This window comes from Bradyrhizobium sp. 199 (assembly GCF_023073355.1).
Classification (GTDB): Bacteria; Pseudomonadota; Alphaproteobacteria; order Rhizobiales; family Xanthobacteraceae; genus Bradyrhizobium.
In genome coordinates this window covers 78,007-103,604 of sequence record NZ_JADPJI010000009.1, presented here as the reverse complement: position 1 = coordinate 103,604, position 25,598 = coordinate 78,007, and the positions used below count along the sequence as shown (strand labels likewise).

17 protein-coding genes are annotated in these 25,598 nt (G+C 64.7%); 9 read left to right on the top strand and 8 right to left on the bottom strand.

Going from position 1 to position 25,598, the window contains the following annotated elements; translation table 11 throughout:
• Positions 1 to 46: 46 nt before the first annotated feature.
• Positions 47 to 1,054: a KpsF/GutQ family sugar-phosphate isomerase gene (locus IVB28_RS27170; RefSeq protein WP_247530286.1), complete on the bottom strand. Its 1,008-nt coding sequence runs from the start codon at positions 1,052 to 1,054 to the stop codon at positions 47 to 49.
• Positions 1,055 to 1,247: 193 nt separating this feature from the next.
• Between IVB28_RS27170 and IVB28_RS27165 the strand changes: the two genes are divergently transcribed.
• Positions 1,248 to 3,005, top strand: a complete 1,758-nt coding sequence (locus tag IVB28_RS27165; RefSeq protein ID WP_247530284.1) for an outer membrane beta-barrel protein — start codon at positions 1,248 to 1,250, stop codon at positions 3,003 to 3,005.
• 91 nt (positions 3,006 to 3,096) lie between these two features.
• On the opposite strand, the gene IVB28_RS27160 is transcribed toward IVB28_RS27165, so the two are convergent.
• Positions 3,097 to 4,548: a glutamate synthase subunit beta gene (locus IVB28_RS27160; RefSeq protein WP_247530282.1), complete on the bottom strand. Its 1,452-nt coding sequence runs from the start codon at positions 4,546 to 4,548 to the stop codon at positions 3,097 to 3,099.
• Between the two features lie 143 nt (positions 4,549 to 4,691).
• Complete coding sequence (gene gltB, locus IVB28_RS27155) at positions 4,692 to 9,437, bottom strand: glutamate synthase large subunit (RefSeq protein WP_247530281.1); 4,746 nt, start codon at positions 9,435 to 9,437, stop codon at positions 4,692 to 4,694.
• A gap of 491 nt (positions 9,438 to 9,928) precedes the next feature.
• Here gltB and IVB28_RS27150 point away from each other — a divergent pair, with 491 nt between their 5' ends.
• Positions 9,929 to 10,708, top strand: a complete 780-nt coding sequence (locus IVB28_RS27150) for a hypothetical protein (RefSeq protein WP_247530279.1) — start codon at positions 9,929 to 9,931, stop codon at positions 10,706 to 10,708.
• Positions 10,709 to 10,771: 63 nt separating this feature from the next.
• Here IVB28_RS27150 and IVB28_RS27145 read toward each other — a convergent pair whose 3' ends face one another.
• Positions 10,772 to 11,542 carry an alpha/beta hydrolase gene (locus IVB28_RS27145; protein ID WP_247530277.1) on the bottom strand — a complete coding sequence of 257 codons (771 nt, stop codon included), beginning with the start codon at positions 11,540 to 11,542 and terminating at the stop codon, positions 10,772 to 10,774.
• A gap of 149 nt (positions 11,543 to 11,691) precedes the next feature.
• On the bottom strand, positions 11,692 to 12,162 hold the full coding sequence (locus IVB28_RS27140; RefSeq protein WP_247530276.1) for an Hsp20 family protein: 471 nt from the start codon (positions 12,160 to 12,162) through the stop codon (positions 11,692 to 11,694).
• 220 nt (positions 12,163 to 12,382) lie between these two features.
• Here IVB28_RS27140 and IVB28_RS27135 point away from each other — a divergent pair, with 220 nt between their 5' ends.
• Positions 12,383 to 13,330 (top strand): alpha/beta hydrolase, encoded by a 948-nt coding sequence (locus tag IVB28_RS27135; protein WP_247530273.1) that lies wholly within the window; start codon positions 12,383 to 12,385, stop codon positions 13,328 to 13,330.
• A 135-nt stretch (positions 13,331 to 13,465) separates the two neighbouring features.
• On the opposite strand, the gene IVB28_RS27130 is transcribed toward IVB28_RS27135, so the two are convergent.
• Both IVB28_RS27130 and IVB28_RS27125 read right to left on the bottom strand, forming a co-directional pair.
• Positions 13,466 to 16,237, bottom strand: coding sequence for a di-heme-cytochrome C peroxidase (locus IVB28_RS27130; protein WP_247530271.1), 2,772 nt, complete (start codon positions 16,235 to 16,237; stop codon positions 13,466 to 13,468).
• 243 nt (positions 16,238 to 16,480) lie between these two features.
• The gene (locus IVB28_RS27125; RefSeq protein ID WP_247530269.1) at positions 16,481 to 18,277 is read right to left on the bottom strand and encodes a tetratricopeptide repeat protein; all 1,797 of its coding nucleotides are present in this window, start codon (positions 18,275 to 18,277) and stop codon (positions 16,481 to 16,483) included.
• Between the two features lie 218 nt (positions 18,278 to 18,495).
• On the opposite strand from IVB28_RS27125, the gene IVB28_RS27120 reads away from it, so the two are divergent.
• The gene (locus IVB28_RS27120; RefSeq protein ID WP_247530267.1) at positions 18,496 to 19,128 is read left to right on the top strand and encodes a LysE family translocator; all 633 of its coding nucleotides are present in this window, start codon (positions 18,496 to 18,498) and stop codon (positions 19,126 to 19,128) included.
• Between the two features lie 6 nt (positions 19,129 to 19,134).
• Here IVB28_RS27120 and IVB28_RS27115 read toward each other — a convergent pair whose 3' ends face one another.
• On the bottom strand, positions 19,135 to 19,887 hold the full coding sequence (locus IVB28_RS27115; protein ID WP_247530266.1) for a sulfite exporter TauE/SafE family protein: 753 nt from the start codon (positions 19,885 to 19,887) through the stop codon (positions 19,135 to 19,137).
• 89 nt (positions 19,888 to 19,976) lie between these two features.
• Here IVB28_RS27115 and IVB28_RS27110 point away from each other — a divergent pair, with 89 nt between their 5' ends.
• The 5 genes from IVB28_RS27110 to IVB28_RS27090 all read left to right on the top strand — a co-directional run bounded on the left by IVB28_RS27110 (position 19,977) and on the right by IVB28_RS27090 (position 25,488).
• Positions 19,977 to 20,867 (top strand): LysR substrate-binding domain-containing protein, encoded by an 891-nt coding sequence (locus IVB28_RS27110; RefSeq protein ID WP_247530265.1) that lies wholly within the window; start codon positions 19,977 to 19,979, stop codon positions 20,865 to 20,867.
• Positions 20,868 to 21,586: 719 nt separating this feature from the next.
• Entirely contained in the window at positions 21,587 to 22,408 is an 822-nt protein-coding gene (locus tag IVB28_RS27105) for an efflux RND transporter periplasmic adaptor subunit (RefSeq protein ID WP_247530264.1), read from the top strand.
• Positions 22,409 to 22,457: 49 nt separating this feature from the next.
• The gene (locus IVB28_RS27100) at positions 22,458 to 23,138 is read left to right on the top strand and encodes an ABC transporter ATP-binding protein (RefSeq protein ID WP_247530397.1); all 681 of its coding nucleotides are present in this window, start codon (positions 22,458 to 22,460) and stop codon (positions 23,136 to 23,138) included.
• Complete coding sequence (locus IVB28_RS27095; protein ID WP_247530262.1) at positions 23,135 to 24,295, top strand: FtsX-like permease family protein; 1,161 nt, start codon at positions 23,135 to 23,137, stop codon at positions 24,293 to 24,295. Before IVB28_RS27100 ends, IVB28_RS27095 begins: the two co-directional genes overlap by 4 nt.
• A 2-nt stretch (positions 24,296 to 24,297) precedes the next feature.
• Positions 24,298 to 25,488, top strand: coding sequence for an ABC transporter permease (locus IVB28_RS27090; protein ID WP_247530261.1), 1,191 nt, complete (start codon positions 24,298 to 24,300; stop codon positions 25,486 to 25,488).
• The last annotated feature ends 110 nt before the right edge of the window (positions 25,489 to 25,598 follow it).

Below are 25,598 nucleotides of genomic sequence, written 5' to 3'. Positions count from 1 at the left end.
CTTCGCTGCGCTAGCAATGAGGGCGTGGAGAGAGATTGCGCGCGCCTTACGCCACGCCCGCTCGCAGCAAATCGTGCAGATGCACGATGCCCACCACCTTGCCCGCCTCGGTCACGACCAGCGTCGTAATCTTGCGAGTGTTCAGCACCTCGATCATCTCGGTCGCGAGCATCGAGGGCGGCACCGTTTTCGGTTGCTTTGTCATGATGTCGTCGACCGATGCCGCCAGCAGGTCGGGACGCATGTGGCGGCGCAAATCGCCGTCGGTGATGATGCCGGCGACCTCATTGGCCTCGTTGACGATGCAGACGCAGCCGAGACCCTTGGCCGACATCTCGACCACCGCCTCCGACATCTTGGTGCCCATGGGCTTGACCGGGATCTCGGCGCCCGTGCGCATGTAGTCGCGAACGAATTTCAGCATCGCCCCCAGCTTGCCGCCGGGGTGGAAATGCGCGAACTCCAGCGCGGTAAAGCCGCGGCCTTCGAGCAGCGCGATCGCGATGGCGTCGCCGACCGCCACCTGCATCATGGTCGAGGTGGTCGGCGCCAGATTGTGCGGGCAGGCCTCGCGCGCCTTCGGCAGCTCGATCACGACGTCGGCGGCTTGTCCCAGCGAGGAGGCCGCGTTCGACGTCACCGCGATCATGGGGATGGCGAAGCGCGCCGAATAGTTCACGATGTTCTTCATCTCCGGCTGCTCGCCGGACCAGGACAGCGCCATGATGACGTCGTCGGTGGTGATCATGCCGAGATCGCCGTGACCGGCCTCTGCGGCGTGCACGAAGAAGGCGGGCGTGCCGGTCGAAGCCAGCGTCGCGGCGATCTTGCGTCCCATATGGCCTGACTTGCCGAGCCCGGTGACGATGACGCGGCCCTTGGCGTTGCGGATCAGGTCGACCGCCCTGGCAAACGTCTCGCCCAGCGGACCACGCAGGGCGGCTGCGAGCGCGTTGATGCCGCCGCTCTCCGTCTCCAGCGTGCGGAGCGCGGATTCGACGCTGTCGGGGATGGGGCCGGATGATGCGGTCATCAGCGGTTTCGAACTCGGCATGTTCTGGTCCAGGGAGGAAGGGGCGTTCGCCCGGTCGGCGCCTCATTAGCACGCCGCAGCCCGTGAGGCGACGAGCCTGCCCGGAGCCTCAACGGGTCATTAACCATAATTGTTTTAACTCCATTAACGATGGTTCCCGCCAGCCGGTGGGCGTCATCGTGAAAGTGTTTGATTTCGTTGGAGTTGTTCCATCGTGGGGTCGTCTCCAGGCAATGGCCGGAGCAAACGCGCGCAATTCCTGCGCGCTGCTTTGCCGTGTCTTGTCCCCTGCGTTGCGCTGACGGCCCTTGGAAGCGCGCCCGCGGCCGCCCAGAGCCTCACGCCCGATCTGTTCAATCCCAACCGCGGCGGCTTCGCCTCGCCCGAGACGCTGCCGACGCGCCGTACGGCGGGGGTGCCGCAGGCGCCGTCGGATGCGCTGCCGGCCATGCCCGATGCCAGTGCCGATCCGCGCAAGCGCCAGCAGACGCCGGCGACCTCGCGCATCGGTCAGGTCCCGACCTACGGCCTTCCGGCCGCCACCGGCGCCAGCAGCTCCGGCTACGACTCGCTCAACCGCAAGCGACAGCAACCCAAGCTCCATCCGGGCCAGCCGAAGCCGAAGCGGTCTGCCGGTCCCGGCTCGCCGGTGCCATCAACAACGCCGCCCGCCTCCACGCTCGGCCTGCCGCGGCTCGCGCCGCCGCCATCTGCGTCCGCAAACAAGGCACCCGTGCCGGCGGCGATGGCGGGCACCGTGCCCGGCCAGCCGCAGCGCCGCCGTCTCAAGGCGGATGACGACGCCTTCGGAGCCGTCGGCGACTATGCCGGCAGCTTCCTGATCAAGGGCGGGCTCGAGCTCTCCGCCGGCTACGACACCAATCCGACCCGGCTCAACAAGCCGGTCGGCTCGCCGGCCTATGTAGTCGCGCCCGATCTGCTGGTGGTATCGGATTGGGAGCGCCATGCGCTGGTCGCCGATCTGCGCGGCTCGTTCACGGGCTACACCAACAATATGCCGGCGTCGATCGACGGCTTCGCCTCGCCGTCGCCGGTCGAGGCCAATCGTCCCGATTTCACCGGCCATATCGACGGCCGCCTTGATGTCACCCGCGATTTCAAGCTGCTCTCGCAGCTGCGCCTGCGGCTCGCCACCGACAATCCCGGTAGCCCGAACGTGCAGGCCGGCCTGCAGAGATATCCAGTCTATGCCGCCTATGGCACCACAATCGGCTTCGACCAGACCTTCAACCGTTTCCAGGTCGCCGCCGGCGCCACGGTCGATCGCACGGCCTACACGGACTCCAAGCTCACCGACGGCTCGACCTTTGGCAATACCGACCGCGACTTCAATCAATATGGCGGCGTCGGGCGATTCTCCTACGACCTGAAGCCGGGTCTCAAGCCGTTCGTCGAGATCCAGGGCGACACCCGCGTCCATGATTTGGCCGCCGACCGCAACGGCTACTTCCGCGATTCCAACGGCGGCTACGCCAAGGTCGGCACGTCCTTCGAGTTTTCGCGCATCCTCATCGGCGAAATCTCGGTCGGCTATTCCGCGCGCAACTATACCGACCCGCGCCTCAGCCAGCTCGCGGGGCTCCTGACCACGGGATCGCTGATCTGGAACGCGAGCGGCCTCACCACGGTGAAATTCTTCACCGACACGCAGATCGCCGAGACCACGGTCCCCGGCTCCTCAGGCGTCCTGGTGCGCACCTATTCGGCCGAAGTCGACCACGATTTCCGCCGCTGGCTGACGGCCGTCGGCAAGTTCACCTACGGCACGCTCGACTACCAGGGCCAGAACCGCAACGACAAGACCTACTCGTTCGAAAGCAATCTGATCTACAAGCTCAACCGCAACATCTGGGTCAAGGGCACGCTGCGCCATGACATCCTGGATTCGAGCGTCGCGGGCTCGAGCTCGCAGGGGACGGTGGTGATGCTTGGGGTGAGGCTGCAGAATTAGCGGCGGCAGTGAGCCGCGAAGGCGCGGCTTTCTCGCTCGTCATTCCGGGCTCGCGCTTCGCGCGTCGCGGAATGACCGGAGAGTACCGCGACTACCGCGGCAGATCCGTCTTCCCCATCAGGAACGTGTCGATCGAACGGGCACACAGCCGACCTTCACGGATCGCCCAGACCACCAGCGACTGGCCGCGGCGCATGTCGCCGGCGGTGAACACGTTCGGGCGCGAGGTCTGGTAGTCGAGCGTGTTAGCCTGGACGTTGCCGCGGGGGTCGAGCTCGACCGAGAGCAGCTTCAGGAGGCCCTCGTGCACGGGATGGACGAAACCCATGGCGAGCAGGACGAGGTCGGCATCGAGCTCGAACTCGGTGCCGGCAATCTGCTTGAACTTGTCGTCGACGTGCACGCAGTGCAGCTTCTTGACCTGGCCGTTCTCGCCGGAAAACTTCTGGGTCAGCACGGCGTATTCGCGCACCGCGCCTTCGGCCTGGCTGGAGGACGTCCGCATCTTGAGCGGCCAGTACGGCCACGTCAGGCCCTTGTTCTCGCGCTCGGGCGGGGCGGGCATGATCTCGAGCTGGGTCACCGACAACGCGCCCTGGCGCAGAGAGGTGCCGATGCAGTCGGAGCCGGTGTCGCCGCCGCCGATGACGACGACGTGCTTGCCGCCCGCCAGAATCTCCTGGACGCCATTGAGCGGCTCGTTGGAGACGCGGCGGTTCTGCTGCGGCAGGAAGTCCATGGCGTAGTGGATGCCGGCGAGATCGCGGCCGGGGATCGGCAGGTCGCGCGGGGCTTCCGCGCCACCGGTCAGCGCCAGGGCGTCGTATTCGTTGAGCATCTCGCGCGGATCGACATTGCCCTCCGTGCCGACATGGCTGTTGTAGTGGAAGGTGACTCCTTCGGCTTCCATCTGCGCCACGCGACGGTCGATCACGTTCTTTTCCATCTTGAAGTCGGGGATGCCGTAACGCAGCAGGCCGCCGGCCTTGGCGAACTTCTCGAACAGATGCACGTCGTGCCCGGCGCGCGCGAGCTGCTGCGCGCACGCCATGCCGGCCGGACCGGAGCCGATCACCGCGACCTTCTTGCCGGTCTTGTGGGCGGCGATTTCGGGCTTCAGCCAGCCATTGTCCCAGGCGCGGTCGACGATCGCGCATTCGATGGTCTTGATGGTGACCGGGTTGTCGTCGATGTTGAGCGTGCAGGAGGCTTCACACGGCGCCGGACAGATGCGGCCCGTGAACTCCGGGAAATTGTTGGTCGAGTGCAGGTTGCGCGAAGCTTCTTCCCAGTTGCCCTGATAGACGAGGTCGTTCCAGTCCGGGATCTGGTTGTTGACCGGACAGCCGGGCGTGCCCGGCGCGACCGAGCCGGTGCCGTGGCAATAGGGAATGCCGCAGTTCATGCATCGCGCGGCCTGGTCGCGCGTTTCCTTCTCGGAGAGGGGAACGACGAATTCGTGAAAATGCTTCACGCGCTCGGCCACCGGGGTGTACTTGCGGTCATGCCGTTCGATTTCGAGAAAACCCGTGATCTTGCCCATTAAACCCGAAGTCCCTGCCGCTTAGTTCGTTTGTTTGCTTCCTCACCGTCATTGCGAGGAGCGAGGCGACGAAGCGATCCAGTCTGCATCAAGGAAGAAAGTCTGGATTGCTTCGCTCCGCTCGCAATGACGGGGTGTGATGCTTACGCCCCGATCGCGATTTTCGGCTCGGCGTCTGCGTTGGCCGCCATTTCGCGCAGCGCGCGCCGGTACTCGACCGGCATCACCTTGCGGAACTTGGGCAGCCAGTCCTGCCAATTGGCAAGGATGTCGGCGGCGCGCTTGGAGCCGGTCGCTTTCGCATGGCGCGAGATCAGCACGTGCAGCCGCTCGACGTCGGAGGCGAGCAGGTTCTTGAACACGTCGACCCGGCCGTGCGCTTCGAGGTCCCCGGAATGGTGATAGGTGCCGGCGTTGATCAGCTCTTCCGACAGCACCGGCTCGAGCTCGACCATCGCCATGTTGCACAGCCTGTCGAAGTCGCCGGTCTCGTCGAGCACGTAGGCGATGCCGCCGGACATGCCGGCTGCGAAGTTGCGCCCGGTCTTGCCGAGCACGACCACGATGCCGCCGGTCATGTATTCGCAGCAATGATCGCCGGCGCCCTCGACCACCGCGACCGCGCCCGAGTTACGCACGGCAAAGCGTTCGCCGGCGATGCCGCGGAAATAGCACTCACCCTCGATCGCGCCGTACATTACGGTGTTGCCGACGATGATGCTCTCTTCCGGCACGATGGCGGAGTTCCTGGGCGGCTTGACGATGATCTTGCCGCCCGAGAGGCCCTTGCCGACATAGTCGTTGCCTTCGCCTTCGAGCTCGAAGGTGACGCCATGGGCGAGCCAGGCGCCGAAGGCCTGGCCAGCGGTGCCCTTGAGGCTGACATGGATCGTGTCGTGCGGCAGGCCGGCATGGCCGTAGATCTTGGCGACGGCACCGGACAGCATCGCGCCCGCGGAGCGGTTGGTGCTGTTGATGTTGGCCTCGATCTTCACGGGCGCGCCGCGATCGAGCGCAGGCGTCGCCTTCTCGATCAGCGAGCGGTCGAGCACCGCCTCCAGATGATGGTTCTGGCGCTCGGAGTGATAGATCTTCTGGCCCTTCTCTTCCTTCTGCTTGACGAACAGCTTGGAGAAATCGAGGCCCTTGGCCTTCCAGTGCGCGACCAGCCTGGTCTGGTCGAGCAGCTGAACCTGGCCGACCATCTCGTTGAAGGTGCGGAAGCCGAGCGAGGCCATGATCTCGCGGACTTCTTCCGCGACGAAGAAGAAGTAGTTGATGACGTGCTCGGGCTGGCCGGTGAAGCGCTTGCGCAGGACGGGGTCCTGGGTCGCGACGCCGACCGGGCAGGTGTTGAGATGGCACTTGCGCATCATGATGCAGCCGGCCGCGATCAAGGGCGCGGTCGCAAAGCCGAACTCGTCGGCACCCAGCAGCGCGCCGATCACGACGTCACGGCCGGTGCGGAAGCCTCCGTCGACCTGGACCACGATGCGGCTGCGCAGCCGCTCGCGCACCAGCGTCTGGTGGGTCTCGGCGAGGCCGATTTCCCAAGGTGAGCCGGCGTGCTTGATCGAGGTCAGGGGCGATGCACCGGTGCCGCCCTCGAAGCCCGCGATGGTGACGTGGTCGGCGCGCGCCTTGGCAACGCCCGCGGCCACCGTGCCGACGCCGATCTCGGAGACGAGCTTGACCGAGACGTCGCCGGTCGGGTTGACGTTCTTGAGGTCGTAGATGAGCTGCGCCAGATCCTCGATCGAATAGATGTCGTGATGCGGAGGCGGCGAGATCAGGCCGACCCCCGGCGTCGAGTGCCGCACCTTGGCGATGGTCGCGTCGACCTTGTGGCCGGGCAGCTGGCCGCCTTCGCCGGGCTTGGCGCCCTGAGCCATCTTGATCTGCATCATGTCGGAGTTGACGAGATACTCCGTAGTGACGCCGAAGCGGCCCGAGGCGACCTGCTTGATCGCCGAACGCATGGAATCGCCGTTCGGCATCGGCTTGAAGCGGTCGGCTTCCTCGCCGCCTTCACCGGTGTTCGACTTTCCGCCGATCCGGTTCATAGCGATCGCAAGCGTGGTGTGGGCCTCGCGCGAGATCGAGCCGAAGCTCATCGCACCCGTGGCGAAGCGCTTGACGATGTCCTTGGCCGGCTCGACCTGGTCGAGGGCTATAGGCTTGCGCTTCTCTTCGTCCGCGTTCTTGATCCGGAACAGGCCGCGCAGCGTCAGCAGACGCTCGGATTGCTCGTTGAGGATCTTTGCGAAGGCGCGATAGCGCTCCTGCGAATTGCCGCGCGCGGCGTGCTGGAGCAGCGACACCGACTCGGCGGTCCAGGCGTGATCCTCGCCGCGGCTGCGATAGGCATATTCGCCGCCGACATCGAGCGAAGTCTTGTAGACCTGAGCCTCGCCGAACGCGTCGGCATGACGGCGCACGGCTTCTTCGGCGATCTCGCCGAGGCCGACGCCCTCGACGCGGGTGTGCGTTCCCGCGAAGAACTTTGCGACGAAGTCGGCCTTGAGACCGACCGCGTCGAAGATCTGCGCGCCGCAATAGGACTGGTAGGTCGAGATGCCCATCTTGGACATCACCTTCAGAAGCCCCTTGCCGATCGACTTGATGTAACGCTTGACGATCTCGTAGTCGTCGAGCGAGCCGGGCAGGCGGTCCTTCATCGCGGTGATGGTCTCGAACGCGAGATACGGATTAATCGCTTCGGCGCCGTAGCCGGCCAGGCAAGCGAAGTGATGCACTTCACGCGGTTCGCCCGATTCGACGACGAGGCCGACGGAGGTGCGCAAGCCCGTGCGGATCAGATGATGATGCACGGCGGCGCAGGCGAGCAGCGAGGGGATCGGCACCCGGTCAGTGCCGACCATGCGATCGGACAGGATGATGATGTTGACGCCCTCGCGCACCGCGCTTTCCGCACGCGCGCAGAGCTCGTCGAGAACCTGGTCCATGCCGGCCGCGCCGAGACCGGCGTGGAAGGTGGTGTCCAGCGTCCGCGACTTGAAGTGCGATTCGGCGACATCGGAGATCGAGCGGATCTTTTCCAGGTCCGCGTCGGTCAGGATCGGCTGCCGCACTTCGAGACGCTTGGTGGTGGCAAGGCCCTGCAGGTCGAACAGGTTCGGCCGCGGTCCGATGATGGAGACGAGGCTCATCACCAGCTCCTCGCGGATCGGGTCGATCGGCGGGTTGGTGACCTGGGCAAAATTCTGCTTGAAGTAGGTGAACAGCGGCTTGGCCCTGTCCGACAGCGCCGAGATCGGCGTGTCGTTGCCCATCGAGCCCGCGGCTTCCTCGCCCGTGGCCGCCATCGGCGTCATCAGGATGGTGATGTCTTCCTGGCTGTAGCCGAACGCCTGCTGGCGATCCAATAGCGACAGATTGGAGCGCACGCCGGTAGTCGGAACCTTCGGCAGCTCTTCCAGCACGATCTGGGTCCGTTCCAGCCACTCCTCGTACGGATGGCTCCTCGCGAGCTCGGCCTTGATCTCGTCGTCCGGAATCAGCCGGCCCTGCTCGAGGTCGACCAGCAGCATCTTGCCGGGCTGCAAGCGCCACTTGGTGATGATTTGGTCCTCGGGGATCGTCAGCACGCCCATCTCGGACGCCATCACGATGCGGTCGTCCTTGGTCACGAGATAGCGCGCCGGCCGCAGGCCGTTGCGGTCGAGCGTGGCGCCGATCTGGCGGCCGTCGGTGAAGGCGATCGCGGCGGGGCCGTCCCACGGCTCCATCAGCGCGGCATGATATTCATAGAAGGCGCGGCGCTTCTCATCCATCAAGGGATTGCCGGCCCACGCTTCAGGAATCATCATCATGACGGCGTGCGGAAGCGAGTAACCGCCCTGCACCAGGAATTCGAGCGCGTTGTCGAAGCAGGCGGTGTCCGACTGTCCCTCATAAGAGATGGGCCAGAGCCGGTTGATGTCCTTGCCGTAGAGCTCGGAGCTCACCGAAGCCTGACGCGCCGCCATCCAGTTGGTGTTGCCGCGCAGCGTGTTGATCTCGCCGTTATGCGCGATCATGCGATAGGGATGCGCCAGCGACCAGGCCGGGAAGGTGTTGGTGGAGAAGCGCTGGTGCACCAGCGCGAGCGCGCTCTCGAAATCCTTCTCGTGCAGATCGGGGTAGTACTTGCCCAGCTGGTCGGCGAGGAACATGCCCTTGTAGATCACGGTGCGGCAGGACATCGAGCAGGGGTAATAGCCTGCAAGGCCGCGGTCGCGACGCTGGTAGATCGCCTGCGAGATCGACTTGCGCAGGATGTAGAGCCGGCGCTCGAAATCGTCCTCGGTCTTGGCGGTGCCGTTGCGGCCGATGAACACCTGCATGCAGGCGGGCTCGGTCGGCTTCACGGTGACGCCGAGCGAGGAATTGTCGGTCGGCACGTCGCGCCAGCCGAGCAGGGTCAGGCCCTCCTCCTTGATCTGGTCGGCGATGATGCTCTTGATGACGTTGCGCCAGGCGGTGTCGCGCGGCATGAACAGCGCGCCGATGGCGTATTCGCCGGGCGCCGGCAGCGCGAAGCCGAGCTCCCCGGCCTTGCGGCTGAAGAAGGCGTGCGGGATCTGCACCAGAATGCCGGCGCCGTCACCGGCGCGCGGGTCGGCGCCGACGGCGCCGCGGTGCTCCAGATTGCAGAGGATGTTCAGCGCGTCCGCGACGATCTCGTGCGACTTCTGGCCCTTGATGTTGGCGATGAAGCCGACGCCGCAGGAGTCCTTCTCCAAGCTCGGATCGTAGAGGCCTTCGGCCGGCGGGCGCGAATTGTGCTCCTGAATCGGATCGGCAATCGGATTGGTCGTTTTCGAGGCGACCGTCGCCGACAGCTCTTCTGCCACGATGTTTGCGCGCTCGAATTGCGACCCGTTCATTGTTCCAATCCTCTCCGTGCGGCAAGCTGCCTCACCGCCATCTTCGGCGCACCTTGGGCGTTCCGCGGCACCCGCCTCTGGGTCACCGCTCGTCCACTGCGAGCCGCATTTTCTTAAATTCAGGCCTAGGCGTTCTTCGTCCCCGAGAACGGCTTTGCCTGGTACCTTAACGGCGCTCGAAAGTGCCAGTTTCCGCTGCAATCCCTGTGCCGGAACCGCGAGCAAAATTGAGACAGTCTTCCTGTCCTAACCATCACCTTGCCAAATTTTTGTCTAGCACACAAGCGCGTGGAAGTCCCGATTCCCGATATGTCAATCAATCGCTTTCCAAAAGTTGCGCAGCCGCTGTTTTGAAGCAAACGCGCCCTGATCCGGCCCTGCGGGCGCCGAAATCGCCAATGAAGCTTCGGATCAACCCTTCGGAAGGCGCGCCAGGCCGCAAGAAGCGAAAGAGCGCAAGTCATCCAGGGCCTGACAGGAGCGTGTCGACCATGAAGTTTTTCACAGGATGTGTGGCTGCTGCCACGCTGGCGCTGGCTGCAAGCGCTGCTCGGGCGCAGGTTCCAGCGAGCGGTATTGCGGCAGGGGCCATGATCGCGGTGTCGGATTTCGACGGACCCTATGCGCCGCCGGACGTCGCGCCGCCGCGTTACGGCCAAGGCTACGGTTACGGGTATGGCTACGAAGAGCGGGGGCCGGCACCGGCGGCGCTGCTGCCGGCTACCGAGGTCTACGCAGTGCTGCGCGACAACGGCTTCTCACCGCTCGGCATCCCGCGTCTGCGCGGCAGCGTCTACACCATTACGGTGATCGACCGCCGCGGCGACGACGGCCGGCTCGTGATCGATGCCCGCGACGGGCGGATCATCCGTTTCATGCCGGCTGCTGACGCCTACGGCATGGCGCCCGGCTATGACGAGCGCGCGGTTGCGCCCTACGGCCCGCAAACCGCGCTGCCGCCGCCGGCCATGGTTCGCAGCGGCCCGCCGCGGCCGCCGGCCGCGATCCCGCATGTGGCGAGCCGCCCCGTGCCGCTGCCCAAGGCCGCCCCGCCACGCGGCGAGACGCCGGTTGCCGCCGCCAAGCCGGCCGAGCCCGCGCCGCAGCAGGCTCAAGCGCCGCAGGCTCAGCCAGTGCAGCAGGCCGCTGCCGCGCAGGCCAAGCCGGTGGAGGCAGCACCTCAAGCTTCGGCTCCAACCGTCGGCCAGGCGAAGCCGGTACCGACCATCCTGCCGACGCAGGACATGCCGGCGGCGCAGGGGCTGAATTAGATTTGAGCAAAACAAAAGGCGCCCTGAAATGTTCAGGCGCCTTTTGCATCAAGGCGATCAGCGCTAGCTCCGCGGATACCCCGCCGCTTCCAGGATCAAATTCGCCACCTCCTTAGGATGCGACACCAGCGACAGATGGCCGGCATCGAGCTCGATGGTGGTGGCGTTCATGCGCTTGGCGAGGAAGCGCTCGAAATCGGGATTGATGGTGTAGTCGCTCTTCGACACCGCGTACCAGCTCGGCTTGGAATGCCACGCAGCTGCCGTGGTGCGGCCGGCAAAGATCGAGGCTGCGGTCGGCCATTGCACGGCGTAAAGCTCCTTCGCCTGCTCCGGCTTCACACCGTTGGCAAAGTACTTCAGGAAGGCCTCTTCCGACAGCTTGGTGTAACCGTCGCGCTCGACGATGCCGGCGCGTACCGGGCCGGTCGGAAACTGCTTGGACAGAGCGACGAAATCCTCGTTCGCATCGGGCGCCCGTGCCGCGATATACACGAGCCCGGTCACCTTCGGGTCGGTGCCGACCTGGCTGATCACGCTGCCGCCCCAGGAATGCGCGACCAGCACGGTCGGCCCGTCCTGCTCGGCCAGCGCGCGCTTGGTTGCCTCGACCGACTCGGCAAGGGACGACAGCGGATTCTGCACGGCCGTGACATGCAGGCCCGCGGCCTGGAGGATCGGGATCACCTCCGACCAGCTCGAGCCGTCGGCCCAGGCGCCGTGCACCAGCACGACGTTGGTCGCCTTCACGGTCTGCGGCGTCTGTGCGTGAGCAAGGCCAAGGGGGGCTGCCAGCAGGCTCGCGGCGACGAAAAGGCTGCGCCAAAGTGTCATGATCGGTCTCCGTGTTGTTTTGGGTTCGATGCCCAAAGGACGGAGCGCGTAGCGGCGCCGTTACGCGCCTTCACCCCTCTGTGATGCGGCGCAAAAAAACGCCCCGGGGCACCGGGGCGTTTTCGTAACTTGGGGGTGCCGTGCGCGGATTACGCGGCGGCTTGCGCGGCCGAGTTCTCGATCACCTGCGCCTTTGGTGCGCCGGCGTTGATCGCGATCTGGCGGGGTTTCTTCGCCTCGGGAATCTCGCGGACGAGATCGACGTGAAGCAGCCCGTTCTCGAGCGAGGCGTCCTTGACCTGCACGAAGTCGGCAAGCTGGAAGGCGCGCTCGAAGGCACGCGCGGCGATGCCGCGGTAAAGCACTTCGTTCTTGCTGTTCTCGTTGGCGACCTTCTCGCCCTTGATCGTCAGCGTATTTTCCTTCGCGACGATGGAGAGCTCATCCCTGGCGAAGCCCGAGACCGCAACGGTGATGCGGTAGGCGTTCTCGCCGGTACGCTCGATGTTGTAGGGGGGATAACCGGGGCTGCCGTCCGAACCGGCCTGGTCGAGCAGGCTGAAGAGGCGGTCGAAGCCGACGGTGGAACGATAGAACGGGGTGAGATCGTAGCTACGCATGGTCAAGTCCTCCATTGAGCGACTGTTGGCAACCCGCCCGCCAATCGGGCCGGGCTTTAGTCTGTGTGCAGCCTGATGTTCCGGTTCCGAAACACTGGTAGCGGCCTGCACGAAAGTGATATGGGTGGAACGAGACGGCGTTCAAGAGGGGCGGCATTTGCGCCTTTTCGGCGCTTTGGCCCCTTGATTTGCAGCACTTCGCGCCCAAGCACCTCCAATCATGACGCTGGTCTCGATACCGTCCAATCCCGTTCCCGAAGACGTCGTCAGCGGCACCATCAAGACGCCCGATGGCGCCGAGCTGCGCTTTGCGCGCTGGGCGCCGCCGGCGGGCCGCAAGGGCACCGTCTGCGTCTTTACCGGTCGCAGCGAGCAGATCGAGAAATATTTCGAGACCGTGCGCGATCTGCGCGACCGCGGCTTTGCGGTGGCGATGATCGACTGGCGCGGGCAGGGCCACTCCTCGCGCCGCCTGCGCGACCCCCGCAAGGGCTATGTGCGCGACTTTTCCGATTTCGAGGTGGACGTCGAGGCCTTCGTGCAGCAGGTGGTGCTGCCCGATTGCCCGCCGCCGTTTTTTGCGCTGGCCCACTCCATGGGCGGCACGGTGATGCTTCGGGTGGCGCATGCGGGCAAGCGCTGGTTCGACCGCATGGTGCTGTCGGCGCCGATGATCGACCTGCCCGGCCGCACCACCTCGCTTCCGGTGCGTGCGCTGCTCAAGACGATGCGCCTGCTCGGGCAGGGCGGCCGTTACGTCCCCGGCGGCAGCGATCGTCTCACCGGGCTCGATCCCTTCATCAACAATCCCGTGACCAGCGATCCGGTGCGCTATGCACGCAATGCCGCGATCCTGGAGGAGGACCCGACGCTCGGGTTGGCATCGCCGACCGTGGCCTGGGCCGATACCGCCTTCCGCGCAATGAACACCTTCAAGGGCGCGAACTACCCCTCGCAGATCCGCCAACCGATCCTGATGCTGGCAGCCTCCAACGACGCCGTGGTCTCCACCGCGGCGATCGAGGAATTTGCCTATCACTTGCGCGCCGGCTCCCATCTGGTGATCGCCGGCTCCAAGCACGAGATCCTCCAGGAGCAGGATCGTTACCGCTCCCAGTTCTGGGCCGCCTTCGACGCCTTCGTGCCGGGCACGCCCCTGTTCAAGTGAGGACGGTGACGATTGGATTCGAGGAGAGTCCTCATTCTCATTGCGAGGAGCTCTTGCGGACGAAGCAATCCAGTCTTTTTCCGCGGAGACAGTCTGGATTGCTTCGCTTCGCTCGCAATGACGAACCCTGGTCGCCTACAGCGTCTTCAGATATTCAATCAAATCGTAGCGCTCGGCATCATCCTTGAACATGCGGCCGATCACGCCGGAACGTTTCGGCTCGCCGTCCTTGCGCTCGAAGGAATGGCCGAGCACGCTGTTGCCCTGGATCGGATCCTTCTCTGACCCCGCCGAGAACTGCGTTTCGCCCGTCTTGCACTTGTCGTCCGCGGTCACCGCAAAGCCCACGGTGTCAGGGTCATAGTCGCGGCGGCCCATGCAGAATTTTTGCGGACGCTCGCTCGCCGGCTTCAGCAGCCAGTACAGCGAGGGCACCGACCCGTTGTGCAGGTAAGGCGCCGTGGCCCAGATGCCGTTCAGCGGCCGCGCGCGATAGCGCGGATCAGCCGCCGGATTGAGGCAGTTCTTGCGCGCGAGATTCCAAATCTTCCCACGCTCGGCCTCGGAGATATTCTCATCGTCCATCCATCTGCGAGCGACGAGATCGACCACGGTCATGAGGCCGAGCGCATAGACCATCTCGTTGGGCGAGGTGCTCGCTGTCGGGATGTCGCATTGCCACCATTTCTGGAGATCACCCGTATTCACCTTCAGGAAGCCGGGCACATCGACGATTCTCTTGCTGAGAACGAGCGACTGTTCGGGGTCCGTCTTGATCTCGTCGAGCGGAATGGTCACTGCATTCAGGACCTTGCTGTCGCCGCTCGGCTCCCAATGCTTCGATGACCAGAAGGCGGGGGTGTCGACGGCCGGCAGATGGCATCCGGAGCACATCTCGGCGTAGATCGCGCGGCCGCGCTCGACGCGATCGGGTTTTAGCCGCCATGCATCGCCGAGGATTTGCGAAGGCCATTTCGGTGCGAGCAGGCCACCGAACTTCGGACCGCTGGAAGGATCGGCCGGCTTGAACGGATCGGGGCCTCTCAGCATGTCCTCGATCCAGCCGAGTGTCCTGATGTGGACCGAGGACCGCCACAGCCTTTCCTCCGGATAGGCGTCCGACAGATTGAGCAGCGCGGTCACGCCGAGGGCTTCGCCGGCGTTGCGGATCAACGGCTGCTCGATCGAGGCGTCGTATTGGGCGAACTTGAACCAGGGCACCGTCCAGATCGGAGGGTAGCTGACCGGGGCGTCCTGGGCGTGCAGGTTCTTCTCGAATCCCTTGACCCCGCTCAGCGCGAGATCCTGCGAGAACACCTGGTTGCCGATCCGATTGAGAGCGTCGAGGCGGCCGAACCCTTCTTCTGTGTCCTGTTGCTGCCTGCCGTTCCAGGTCTTCTTGCCTTCAATGGTCTTTTGCTGGGTCTTCGCCCAGTCGATCAGGAACGTGCCGATCGCACTGAGCTTCTGCTTGAGTGCGGCGCGGTCCGTCTTGCTGGCGTCGGGGCCGAGCACGCGATCGGCAAAGCGCTGGAAGCGGAGCGGGACGTAGAGGGTGTAGGCGATCGAGAGGCCGGTGGAGAGTTCCAGCTTCTTCAGGTCGGTCATGGCCGGGCCGCCGTCAAAGCGGATGTCCACGCCCTGGTAATGGATCTGGCCGGTGTGGCAGGCCGCGCAGGTCAGCCCGATCTTGTCCTCCTCGCGACGGCCGGTCGCGGGGTCGACGACGCCGGTCATCCGCGCGAAGCCGACCGGCAGGCCGTCGACGTTCTCCGCCGGTGTCCATCGCGCCGACAAATCCGCTGGCTGCGTCGTCTCGTAGACGTTGGCGTAACCGAAGCGGCGCAGTGTCGTCGTGTCGGTCTGGATCGACTGCGGGCTAGGGATGAAGCCGAACGCTTCGAGATAGGCGCTGTCCTTCATCATGCCCGGCTTTGCGAACAGATGAAGACGCGGCTGCTCCAGCGCCATGAACCATTCGTAGGGCACCGGGAAGGTCGCGGTGCCCTGGCTGGCATGATGGAACCAGTGCCGGTCCTTTAGCGACCAGTTCTGCTCGAGCCAGAAGGCGGCCTTCGTCTCCGGGACCGCAGGCAAGGGCGGCGGCAGAAGATTCACGAGGATTCCCTTCTGCGGCAGCATGGCGCGGACCTGGTTGGGGAATTCGGCGACGGCCACCAGCGCGACGAGGCCAAGGCCGATGACGAACGCGGTCAGCCCCACCGCCCAGCGAAAGCGGAGCTGACAGGCCGACAGCAGCGGCCGCGACACTATCCGCTGATTGATGCGGTCGGGGAATCTGCGCTCGTTGAACAGCGTGCGTATGTCGGACACGCTGAGATAACGCTCCTCATCCTTCTTGCCCTTGCCGATGATCTTCAAAAGGATGGGCCATTCGAATTTCATCAGCAGCTTGTAGTACCAGCGTGCGGCGCTGCCGGCGCGCTTGAGGTTGTCGCGCATGAAGGTCTGGATTTCCGCGGCGTTGAGACCGGGCTCACTGCTGCCGGTGTTCGGGTCGGTGTAGGTCCGGCCGAAGCTCGCGAGCCGCGCGATCTCGTCCTCGTTGACCTTGCCGTCGACGCCGAGGATGCGCGAACCGGCGCCGCGCTTGTCGAGCGGGCCGCCGCGTAGCGCATCGAGCTGCGCGCCCGACCAGATGCTCTTGAGGATATGACCAAGACCGTTGGCGATCAGCGCAACGCCGCGGACCTGGATGCGGGCGGAGATCTTCTTCAGCCCCGTCTCGCCGCTCGCATTCGCGATGGTCTGCGAGAGCGTGTTGAGCGGGACGGTCCCGCCCTCGACGAAACCTTCGCCGACGAGGCCGCGCAGGAACGGACACGGATTGTTCGGCGAGACCGGGATCGAGGGATCGAAGGGCGGCTTCGAAGCGGGGTGATGCATGGCCCAAATCCTGAAAACAGCGAATCGAAATGCGCAGGCGCGCCGTTAGAGCGCGGAAAGTCCTAACAAACCGGCAGCAGGGTATACTACTTCAGCGTGTAGCGAAGTGTGGCCCAATTCACTGTCGTGTCAATAAAAGCCGGTGCGGATTTGCCAGGGACCGATCAGGGACTGCCAAGAGCGCTGACTGCGAAGAGCCCTGAGTGCGAAGAGCCCTGACGGCCAAGAGCCCGTGACCGCCATTCAGGACCCGGCGGCGCGTTTGACGTCGCTCTGCACCAGGGCCAGCTTGCCGAGCGGCACGCCGGCCTTCAGCAGCCCCTCGCGGTAATGGGCGAGGTCCTCCGGCCGCTTCCAGTGGAAGTTGCGCAGATGCCTTTCGACATTCAGGGTAGGATAATTTCCCATCAGCACGCCGACGGCCTCGCTCGCCTCGCCACTCCGTCCCATCTGGGCCAGTGCCGCGGCGCGGATCGCCAGCGCCTGCATGTGGTTCGGGTTGATGTAGAGCTGCTCGCGGGCCCATGACAGGGTCGCGTCATATTGGCGCAACAGGTAGTGACTGAAGGCGTTCAGCGCCGCCCATTGGTAGCGCGGATCGCTATTGTCGCGCTGCACCGCCATCGAAAACAGCTCGATCGCCTCGCGGTGCTCGCCAATGACGAAATGGCAGATGCCCAGCACGCCCCGCGCGCCGTTGTCGTAGGGGTTGAGCGCGACCGCGCGCTTGGCGGCGTCCATCGCGGCCTCGTAATGCCCCTCCATGGCGTGAGCCCAGGACAGGATCGAGAACGCGAAGGAGGAGCGCGGGTCGAGCCGCACGCTGGTTTCGGCGAGGTTCATCGCCTCGGCCCACATCTCCCGCGTGCCCTTGACCCAACCGAACTGGATGCTCTGGATCTGGATGGTGGCGAGATAGGCGTGCGCGATCGACAGATTGGGATCGAGCTGGATGGCGTGCCGGAACAGATCGACGGCGGCGGCCAAATCCTCCTTGGTCTGCCGGTAGTAATGCGACAGTCCCTTGAGGAAGCGGTCCCAGGCGCTCACGTCGGTGCTCAGGCGCGCTGGCGCCGAGGCCTCGGCCCGGACGATCTCGGTGGCGATGGCGGCGGAGAGGCTGGTGGTGATCTCGTCCTGCATCGCGAACAGGTCGCCGATGTCGCGGTCGTAACGTCCCGTCCAAAGCTGCTCGCCGGTCTCCGGCGCGATCAGCTCGGCGGTGACCCGGATCTTGGCGCCGGCGCGCCGCACCGAGCCCTGGATCAGATAGGTGGCGTCGATCTCGCGCGCGATCAGGCGCGTGCTCGTGTTATTTCCCTTGAAGGCAAAGGTCGAGTTGCGGCTCAGCACGCGATAAAAGGATTGCAGCGAGAGTGCGTGGATCAGATCCTCGGTGAGGCCGTCTGAGAAATATTCGTCCTGGGCGTCGCTGAGATTGGCGAAGGGCAGCACACCGACGATCGCGGTGCGATACTGTTGCGAGAGAGCGGATGCCTCTCTCAGCTCGGGTGCGAGCGCCGGCGCGCCCTCAGGCGTCCAGGTCCAGACCCCGACCGCATCCTTGATGTTCTTGAAGCGATGGTTGCCGGCATCGGTCAGCAACGCAGTGAGATGCTTGCTCGCCTCGCGGTAGGCCTTGGCCGAGATGGCGAAGCCGCCGGGGCTCGCCACCGATTCCAGGCGGACTGCAATGTTGACATCGTCGCCGAATACTTCGTCCTCGTCGGCGATGACGTCGCCCATGTGGATGCCGAGCCGGAACTGCATGGCGCGGTCGGCCGGCAGATGTTGGTTGCGCTCCGCCATCAAGGTCTGCATCGCGATCGCGGCCTCGGTGGCACCGACGATCGACGGGAACTCCAGCAGGAAGCCGTCGCCGGTGTTTTTGACGACGCGGCCGCCGTGATTGAGGATGATGGGGTGGATCGCGCTGCGATGGGCCTTGAAGGCGGCATGGGTGCCGGCTTCATCGTTGCCCATCATGCGCGAATAGCCGGCGACATCGGCGCAGACGATGGCGGCCAGACGTCTTTCCATATTCTCGGAGCTCCAAGGGAGGGCACGGCCACGGCGTGGCAGTCGCCTCGAATCCCGCATTTCAAGAACCGTGCCTTTATAAAGCAGATGAGGCCGAGCGGAAGTATGATCCGCATTGCAAATTCTAGGTAAATCCTAGGCAATCCCGGCGGTGGACGGGAAGGGACGAACCGACTAAGCGAATGAGGACCGCGCGGGCGGCGGCAGGGGCACCTCGCATGCTGGGCATTCACGAAATGTGGCTCTTCATCCTGTCGGGGGTGCTGCTCAACATCACGCCGGGGCCTGATTCCGTCTACGTCATCGGCCGCAGCATGCAGATGGGCTGGCGGGGCGGAGCCGCGGCCGCCCTCGGCATCAGTTGTGGCTGTTTTGTCCATGTTGCGGCCGCGGCGATCGGCCTTTCGGCCCTGCTGATGGCCTCGTCGACAGCCTTCTCGATCCTGAAGCTGGTCGGTGCGGCCTATCTGGTCGTGACAGGGCTGCAGATGCTGTGGTCGCGCCCGGTGCTGGCGGCGGCGACCCACGCGCCGATGCGGAGCTCGCTGCGGCGGGTCTTCCTGCAGGGTGTCTTCACCAACGCCCTCAATCCCAAGGTCGCGCTGTTCTTCCTGGCCTTCCTGCCGCAATTCGTCGCAGCCGATTCACCGCATAAGCCGCTCGCGTTCCTGACGCTCGGCCTGATCTTTATCTGCACGGGAACGCTGTGGTGCCTGGTGCTGGCGGCGTTTGCGGCGAAAGCCGCGCACCGGCTGCGCGAGTCCGAGGGCGCGCTCGCCCGGGTCAACCGCGCGCTCGGCGGCCTCTTCATCTATCTCGGCATCCGCGTCGCCATGCTGGAGACGCGGTAACTTCTCTTACGCGAATTCCTTCAGCAGCGCGCTGCCGGCGAGATAAAGGCCGAGCAGGATCATCGCGATCAGGAACCAGCGGCGGAACGCTTCGGCCGGCATCCGCGCCCGCACCGACTGGCCGATGAACATGCCGGCAAAGGCCATGGCGAGGCCCACGGCGCCCGGTACGGTATTGGCTGGCGTCATCAATCCGCCGGCGGTGAGGTTGAAGGCGAGTGCCAGCGTCGCAGTCGTGAAGAACACGCCGAGCGCCTGCACCAGCTCGTCCTTCTCCATGCCGATCGCCTGCATGAACGGCATCGAGGGGATCACCTGCACCCCGGTCGAGGCCGAGATCACGCCAGTGACGACACCGACCACGCCGCCGACCCATTTCTCGTTCTGCGGAGCGACGCGGAACTGGAACTTGTTCAAGCCGATCACGGCATAGATGACGAGCAGGGCGCCGAGCACGATCGTGCCGTAGCGGGCATGCGGGCCGGTCAGCGCGCCGGCATTGAGCCAGCAGCCGATCACGGTGCCGATCATCAGCGGCCACAGCCGCCTCAGGATGTCGCGCAAATGCGGTCCGACGAAAGTCTGCCAGATGTTGGTGACGATGGCGGGCACGATCACAATGGCAATGGCGCGGCTCGGCGTCATGCTCACCGCGAGCAGGCCCATGGACACCGTCGGCAGCCCGAGCCCGATCACGCCCTTGACGAATCCGGCGACCAGGAAAACGGCGGCGATGAGGATGAGCAGCGGGTCGATCATGTCAGCACATTGACTGAAGCGGCGCGCCGGCACAATCTGAAGGTTACGGAGAGTGCCTTCGCTCCGGGCGAAGGCTGTGGAGACCTGCCATGCGCTTCGACCTCGTCGACCTCCAACTCTTCATCGCGGTCGCCGACCAGCGCAGCATCACCCGCGGCGCGGAACGCTCGCATTTGGCGCTTGCCTCGGCCAGCGCGCGCATCAAGGGGCTCGAGGATGCGCTCGGCGTCGCGCTGCTCAAGCGCAGGCGGCGCGGTGTCGAATTGACCGCGGCCGGCGAGAGCCTGCTCGATCATGCGCGGCTCGTCATCCACCAGATCGACGCCATGCGCGGCGATCTCGCCGGCTTTGCCAGCGGCGTCCGCGCCAGCGTGCATTTCCTCGCCAACACGTCGGGCCTGTCTGAGCATCTGCCGAAGGCGCTCGCCGGCTTCCTGCGTGAGCATCGCGACCTCGCCATCGATATCGAGGAGCGCGAGAGCACTGACATCGCGGCGGCGATCACCGCGGGTGCGGCTGATCTCGGCTTTGCCGCCGAGCACGCGCTGCCCGACCATATCGAGCGTTTCGTCTTCAGCGAGGACCGCCTGACGCTGGTGACGTCGAAGCGCGGCCCGTTCGCGGGCCGCCGCCAGATCGATTTTCAGGAGGCGCGGGCTTGCGACTTCGTCGGGCTGACCAGCGCCACCGCGCTTCAGATGCACATTTCGAAGCACGCCGCCCGGCTCGGCATGCGGCTGCATTACCGCGCCCGCATGCGCGATTTCGATGCGATCTGCCAGATGGTCGCCGCCGATGTCGGCGTGGCGCTCGTGCCCGAAGCAGCCGCCCGCCGCTGCGCCAAGACCATGTCGATTGCCATGGTTCGCCTGCGCGACGCCTGGGCCAACCGCAAGCTCGTGATCTGCGCGCGCAGCTTCAAGGTGCTGCCGCGGCCGGCCAAAATGTTGGTGGAGCATCTGAGGGCAGCGGCGGTGTGAAGGGCGCTGCTCTTGCCCCCTGGAGGGCTCATCGTTAGCAGGCGCCATCATCAATGGCTCTCGGCTTTTGCCGCTGTGCCCGGAGATTGCTGGAGCGCGACATTTTGCCATGCCTGCCGATTTCAAGGACCGGTTCCTCTTGTGAGATTGTGCCGGGTTTTGAGGGGATTTGGGGAGGCCACGCGCGTTGAGGCGAAGAATCTGCGCATGGCCACAACTGGCAACATGAAGCGCAACGCCTATTCGTTTAAGGAATTGCCTCTGTCGCCGTTAAGCTTTAAATGTCCCGCCACTCGCCTCGTCGACAAGGGTGCCGCCCAGCGCTCGCGAGAGCCGAATGTGGATTGTAACCGGGGGGCCCTTTATCGGGTGAGGCCTGCTCTCATTAATCGCGAGACAAGTAATCCGGCCGGGAGCAAAGCTCCCAGCGCGAGAGACGATGCCGCCCGCGCAAGCTGCAGCGAGCAACCGGATGGAAACGAACGATGAGCGACGACAAGAGCAAATTGCTGAGATCGCTGACGATCGATCGCAGCGTCAGCAAGGCGAAGCGATCGAGTAGCCGTTGGTTGCCAATCTCGGCGGCGATCGTCGCCTGCGTTGTCGCATTCGCCGCCTTTGCCGCTTTCGAATTTCGCAGAGCAGTCCCACTGAAGGAGACCGCCTCCCAGGTCGCACCGGCCCCGCAGCCCGATACGCCACAGCCCGAACGAACGACCGTGAAGGCGGTGGGCAGCTTGGCGGCCTCCGGCTACGTGGTGGCGCGCCGCAAAGCCACCGTTGCGGCCGAGATCACTGGCAAAGTGGTCGAGGTCTTCATCGACGAAGGCATGACGGTGGCCGAAGGTCAGATCGTCGCGCGACTCGATAGCGTACTGGCCGAAAGGGATTTTGAACTGGCCCGCTCGCGGGTCGAGACGGCCGAAGCCGCGGTGGCCGCGATCTCGGCGGACCTGGAGGATGCGACCCGGATCATGTCGCGGGTGCAAACACTTTCGCAGAAGAGTTTCGCAACCGACGCCGATCTGACCAAGGCACAGGCCCGGTTCGGAGTACTCAGCGCGCAATTGCGCCAGGCGCAGTCGCAGCTCGAGACCGCCAAGATCGACGCCAAACGCAGCGGCTCGATGCTGGACAAGCATCAAATCCGGGCGCCGTTCGCCGGCGTCGTCATCGACCGGAGCGCGCAGCCCGGGGAAATGATTTCACCGATGTCGGTCGGCGGCTACACACGCACCGGCATCTGCACCATCGTCGACATGGATTCGATCGAAATTGAAGTCGACGTCAACGAAGCCTTTATCGGCCGGGTCGTCCCCGGCGGCGCCGTGAACGCGATGCTGGATGCCTATCCGGACTGGACCATTCCGGCCTCGGTCATTGCGATCGTGCCGACCGCGAACCGCGAGAAGGCCACGGTGAGGGTCCGCATCCGTTTCGAGAAAAAGGACCCGCGCATCCTACCTGATATGGCGGTGAAGGTGAACTTCTTGGGCGACGCCAAGGCCAAGGGCGCCGCCGAAGCCACCGCCGCGAATTAGCCTCCAGCCGGAATCCCAAGAGGAGACAAGCGTGACAGCCGAACAACCGATGGTCCGCCTTACCGGTGTAGCCAAGCGTTTCACTAAGGGTAAAGAGACGATCTCGATCTTCGATCATCTCGATCTTGCTATCCCCCGCGGCGATTTCATTGCCGTGATGGGGCCGTCCGGTTCGGGCAAGACGACGCTGCTCAACCTGCTCGGCGGCATCGATCGGGCCGACGCCGGCGAGATTGCGGTCGCGGACCAGCGCATCGACGGCCTTTCCGAGGGCGAGCTCGCCGCGTGGCGGGCCGCCAATATCGGCTTCATCTTCCAGTTCTATAATCTGATGCCGATGCTGACCGCGGCGCAGAACGTGGAACTGCCGCTGTTGCTCACCAGATTGAACCGCAAGGAGCGCGCCGAGCGCGTTCAGACCGCGCTTTCCGTGGTCGGGCTCGCCGACCGCATCAAGCATCGTCCGCGCGAGATGTCGGGCGGCCAGCAGCAGCGCGTGGCGATTGCGCGCGCCATCGTTTCGGATCCGAACCTGCTGCTGTGCGACGAACCGACCGGCGATCTCGATCGGCAATCCGCCGACGAAATCCTTACGATCCTGCAACTGCTCAATGGCGAACTCGGCAAGACCATCGTGATGGTGACGCACGACCCGGCCGCGGCAAACTATGCCAAGCGCGTCCTGCATCTCGACAAGGGCCGTTTCGTCGAACGGGAGCTTGCCGCGTGAACGACTTTGACCTGGTCCGAAAAAACCTGTTCCGCCGCAAATTGCGGGCCAGCCTGATGATCGTGTCGATCCTGATCGCCTTCATGATCTTCGGCGTGCTCGCGGGATTTTACCGCGCCTTCACCGCCGGCGAGGATGCCGCCGCCGCGGACCGGATGATCACCGTCAACAAGATCAACTTCACCCAGCCGATGCCGATCGCCTACTACAATCGCGTGCGCGCGATCGAAGGGGTCCGGCAGGTGACCTTCGCCAACTGGTTCGGCGGCTATTATCAGGATCCGAAAAACTTCATCATGGCGCTGGCGATTGAGCCGAACACCTATTTCGACGTCTACCGCAGCGAATTCGAGGTTGCGCCCGACCAGCTTCAGGCATTCATGCGCGACCGCGGCAGCGCGGTGGTCGGCGAAAAGCTGGCGCAGAAATGGGGCTGGAAGATCGGAGATCGCATCCCGCTTAACAGCAACATCTTCAGCCAGAAGAGCGGCGGCCACACCTGGGACCTCTCCATCGCCGGCATCGTCAAGGCCAAGGCCGAGCACGTCGACACCAACTTCCTGCTGTTCCAGTACGCCTATTTCGACGAGACCCGCAGTTTCGGCAAGGACACCATCGGCTGGATGATCCTGCAGACCACCTCGCCCGACAACAACGATCGGGTGGCCAAAGCCATCGACGCGATGTTCGCCAATTCCACCGCCGAGACCTCGACCGACACCGAAAAGGCGTTCGGCAAGGCGTTCGCCGCGCAGTTCGGCAATATCGCGCTGATCGTGTTGCTGGTGGTCGGCGCGGCCTTCGTCACCATCCTGATGATCGTCGGCAATACCATGGCGCTGTCAATCCGGGAGCGCACCCGCGAGATCGGCGTGCTGAAGACGCTCGGCTTTTCGGGGCCGCGCATCCTTGCGATGGTGCTGGGCGAGTCCGTGCTGCTGGCGCTGCTCGGCGGCATTCCTGGCCTCGCGATCGCGGCGCTGATCGCCATGGCGCTCCGCAACAGCCTCGCCAGCATCGCGCCCGCTTTTGCGGTATCACCAACCATCATCCTGCAAGGCCTGGCGCTGATGATCGCCCTTGGGCTGATCACGGGCATCATTCCGGCGCTCAATGCAATGCGCCTCAAAATTGCAACCGCGCTCGGACGGGGATAGGCATGCGTTCGCTCTGGCTTCAAGTCGCGGCGGTCACCGCTATCAATCTCAAGAGCATTGCGCAGCGGCGCTGGCTCTCGCTGTCGACGGTGATCGCGATCGCTCTGGTGGTGATCGTGCTGCTCGCCTTCCTGGCGATGGCCAACGGTTTTCAGCGCACCATCGCAGGCTCCGGCGCCGACGACATCGCGATCGTGCTGCGGGCCGGCTCGCAGGCCGAGATCAACAGCACCGTGAGCCGCGACCAGGTGCGGCTGATCGAGGACGGTCCCGGGATCGCCCGCGGCAACGACGGCAAGCCGCTGATCTCGCCGGAGCTTTATCTGGTGGTGGACGGCATCAAGCGCTCGACCAGCACCAAGGCCAACCTGCCGCTGCGCGGGATCGGCGAACAGGGCTCTACGCTGCGCAAGGACATCACCATCACCGCGGGCCGCATGTTCAACCGCGGCAGCAACGAAGTGGTGGTCGGCAAGGCATTGCAGCGCCAGTTCGAAGGCTTCGACCTCGGCTCTACCGTGGCGTTCGGCGCCACGCGCTGGACCGTCGTCGGCGTGTTCGACGCGGGCGGCAGCGTGTTCGAATCTGAAATCTGGGCCGATCTCAACGTGGTGCAGAGCCTGTTCAACCGCAACAACGTCGTGCAAATTGTGCGCGTGCGCCTCACCGCGCCAGCTACGCTGAACGAACTCAAAAGCTACAGCGACAACGATCCGCGGCTGAAGCTCGACGTCAAATCCGAAGCCGCCTACTTCGCCGAACAGGCCTCCCAGACCTCCGACCTGATTCAGAAACTCGGCTGGCCGCTGGCGATCGCGATGGCGCTGGGCGCGGTCGCCGGCGCGCTCAACACCATGTATTCGTCGGTTGCTGCCCGCGCGACGGAAATCGCAACGCTGCGCGCCATCGGCTTCGGCGGCTTCCCGGCGTTCGTCGGCACGCTGGCCGAATCGTTGTTGCTCGCCGTCATCGGCGGCCTGGTAGGGGCTGCCGCCACCTATCTGATTTTCGACGGCGTCACGGCCTCGACCCTCGGCGGCAACTTCACGCAGGTGGTGTTCGACTTCAAGCTCAGTCCCTGGCTGATCGTCGAGGGCGTCGCCCTTGCGCTGATCGTGGGTCTGATCGGTGGATTGTTTCCGGCCGTCCGGGCCGCGCGGTTGCCGATCGTAGAAGGCTTATACGCGCGCTGAGCAGTGCGGATCGCTCCGTGGAGGCACCCCATCGCCTCCCGACCTTTCCGTACCATTCAGACGGTCGAAATCGATCGGCTGATGGAGGTGCTCGCGTGTAGGGCTGAGAT